The 3,017-nt window shown below is 62.3% G+C and carries 3 protein-coding genes; all 3 read right to left on the reverse strand.

The annotated features are described in order from the left end of the window. The coding region (locus ACFCU0_RS06730) for a TolC family protein (protein WP_434972900.1) at positions 1-629 on the reverse strand (629 nt) is incomplete at its 3' end. 60 nt (positions 630-689) lie between these two features. Beyond that, the gene (locus ACFCU0_RS06735) at positions 690-1,388 is read right to left on the reverse strand and encodes a TetR/AcrR family transcriptional regulator (protein ID WP_434972901.1); all 699 of its coding nucleotides are present in this window, start codon (positions 1,386-1,388) and stop codon (positions 690-692) included. 528 nt (positions 1,389-1,916) lie between these two features. Beyond that, positions 1,917-3,017, reverse strand: a 1,101-nt coding sequence (locus tag ACFCU0_RS06740) for a mannose-1-phosphate guanylyltransferase (RefSeq protein WP_434972902.1), incomplete at its 5' end; no start/stop codon positions are given.

Raw genomic sequence — 3,017 nt, forward strand, 5'->3', positions numbered from 1 at the left:
GCTTCTTCCTGCCGGCGGAGGAACTCGTTGAATGTGATGGGCTCGGTAGACGGGTCGCCGTCCTGGCGTGCCCGCTCGTTGAATGCGACCCAGTCGCCCTGACCCCCGCCGCCGAGGAAACTCGACACGTCGCTTCCGGCAAAGGGGTTCGCCTGAACAATATTGCGGGTGTAGCTGCCGCTGACGTCCACGCGTGGATACACCGAGCCGCGGGCTTCTTTGACCTGTGCCGTGGCCGTTCGTACATCAAGCTCTGCGCGGCGAAGATCGTAGTTCTCGCGGAGGGCAATCTGCACGGCGTCACGCAGCGAAAGGACCCGCGGCGCATTGGATCGGGAGGTTTCCGTCGTCCCGGAGGTGTCCGGTGCGGGCTCGTCCGGACCGCTACCCGACCGGACGAGCTTCCGGGCCAGGTGTGCCGCCATAGCGTTTCGCGCGTCTGCATCCGACGCGTCGGGGGCGACCCGTGCATCGTCCAGGGGGTTCTGTCGTACCCAGAGCACGTCGGCGCTGTCCGGGGCAGACGGCGTCTCCTGCGCGGCCGCGTCGTCGGGGACCAGCAGTACGACGACGGCCAGTACCACGGCAGCGGCGACGGTGGCGAAAAAGGGAGGTGTGAAGCGGGACATGCCAGCGTGGACAGGCGAGAAAAGAGCGAAGCGGGTCGGGTGATGCACGTGGAGCAGGAGTCAGGGGTTACCGGCCGCCGCGTCCGACAGGCCGTCGAAGAGCATAGTAGAGAGAAAATCCGCAGCCCGTTGCGGGTCGTCGTGCACGCTCATCGCGGCGTCGCACGGGTTGAGTGTCTCCTGGCTGCGGCGGGCTAGCGAGCGATGCACTAAGAGGTTGTCGAGATTCTCCATCAGCATGTGCGCGATGGCCGTGGCCGGGAGGTCGCGGATCTCGTCCCGTTCGATGGCGCGCTCGATCGCTGGCAGAGCGGCCTTGAGGATCCGTCCGTGCCATTGGTGGAAATAGCGGGCGCGTTCCGCATCGTCGCTGAACGCCATCCGGTACGCCTCCTTCTGCAGAATGATCAGCAGGTCCTCGCGCTCGGCGTAGAACTCGAAGCCGCGCACAACAAGGTCATGGTATCGGTCCCGCAGGTGTCGTGCCTCATCGTCTCCCGCAAAGGTCTCTGCGATAATTGAGACGACCTCCCGGTAGGTCTTGTCGAAAATGGCATAGAGGATGTCTTCCTTGCCGCCCTCGAAGTAATTGTAGATCGTGCCCTTCCCAAACTCCGCCCGCTCTGCAATCTCGTCCAACGTGGCACGGGCATAGCCTTTCTCCGCAAAGACGGACTGCGCAGCGTCAATCATGGCGCGCCGGCGCATCTGGCGTTCCCGCTCGCGGCGGGACAGGTCGGGAGACGTAGAAGAGGACATGCGGGCAACGGGCTAAGGCAAATGTAACAAAGTGACGTACCAGTCACGAGGTGACTCCGTAGTCACGACATGACGCCTACGTCATTGTCTGACGCCGGGTTCAGGGTGTTGTTGGAAAATTGAGAGAAGGAGCGGCCGGGGAAGGGGGGAAAGGGGGAATGTACACCCCGGGAGCGAGGCAACAGGTTTTCGGAGCATATGATGGGCCCCTAAGTCGCCGGGCAGGCCGTTGCACACCCGTTGCACACCCGAAACCCGGAACCCAGAACCCATCACCCGGAATCCAAACCCCGAACGAAAAAACCCCATCTCGGGCGGACCGAGACGGGGCGAAGTGGCACAAAAACGTAGGTGACAGAAAATTAGGCCGTCAACTCTTCACGAACAGTCAAGTCGGACTCTGCCCGATTTTTCGCTGGGCACTATGTCACGCAGTTCCGTGCCGGACGTCAGGTTGCGTGCATGCTGTCGTCGAAGTTCAATTGTGACCGTTGGAGCCGAAGCCTTCAACAGCGAACTGGAGCAAGCCTACACGTACTCGTCGCGTTGGTGCGAGCGGCGGTAGTCGACGACGTTTTTCACCTGCTGCGCGTTCTCCCGGTCGCAGACGAGAACAGCATCCTCTGTGTCGACCACGACGGTGTCATGCATGCCGACGAGCACCACCAGACGGTCGTCGCTGTTGACCAGGCATCGGGAGGAATCGTGCATGATGACGCGGGCATCGTCCGGCACGACGTTGCCCTGATCGTCGTCGAGGCCGCGGCGCTGGCTTTCCTCGAAGACCGCCTTCCAGTCGCCGACGTCGTTCCAACCGAAGGAGCCCGGGACCACAAAAACGCGGTCGGACTGCTCCATCACGCCGTAGTCGATCGAAATGCGCGGGCTGTTCTGGAAGGCATCCGCAACGCGGGCCTCTTCGTCATTGGTATCCACGACCGGCCGAACCGGCTGGAACGCCGCATGGCATTCCGGTAGATGTGCTTGCAGTTCGGAGAGAATTGTGTCGGCCCGCCAAATGAACATCCCGCTGTTCCAGAGGAAGTCGCCCGAGTTCAGGAAACGCGACGCCGTCTGCTCGTCCGGTTTCTCGGCGAACGTCTTTACGGGCAGTGCCCGCGGGCCATCATCGTCCGTCTCGCTGGAGTCGTCGTACTGGATGTAGCCGTAGCCGGTTGCCGGATAGGTCGGTTCGATTCCGATTGTTACGAGCGACTCCGGGTCTTGCGCTTTGTCCAGCGCAACGTCGAGAACAGAATGAAAGCCCGCCACGTCACGAATCACATGGTCCGCCGGAAGGACGACCATCGTGGCGTCCGGGTCCCGTTCGGCCAGTTTGACCGCTGCGTAGGCGATGCACGGGGCGGTGTTGCGGCTGATCGGTTCCGCGAGAATGTTCTCATCGGGAACCGCTGGAAGCTGCCGTTTGGTCTGCTCCACGTACCGCTCGTGCGTAACGATGAGGCAGCGCTCCGGCGGGATGAGTCCTTGCAGCCGCGCCACCGTATTTTGAATCAGCGTCGCGTCGCCGAAAACATTCAGAAACTGTTTCGGCATCTCCTGGCGGCTGCGAGGCCAGAACCTGCTGCCGATTCCCCCGGCCATGATGACGGCGTAGTGCATACGATG

Source organism: Longibacter sp., assembly GCF_051155795.1.
Lineage (GTDB): Bacteria > Bacteroidota > Rhodothermia > Rhodothermales > Salinibacteraceae > Longibacter.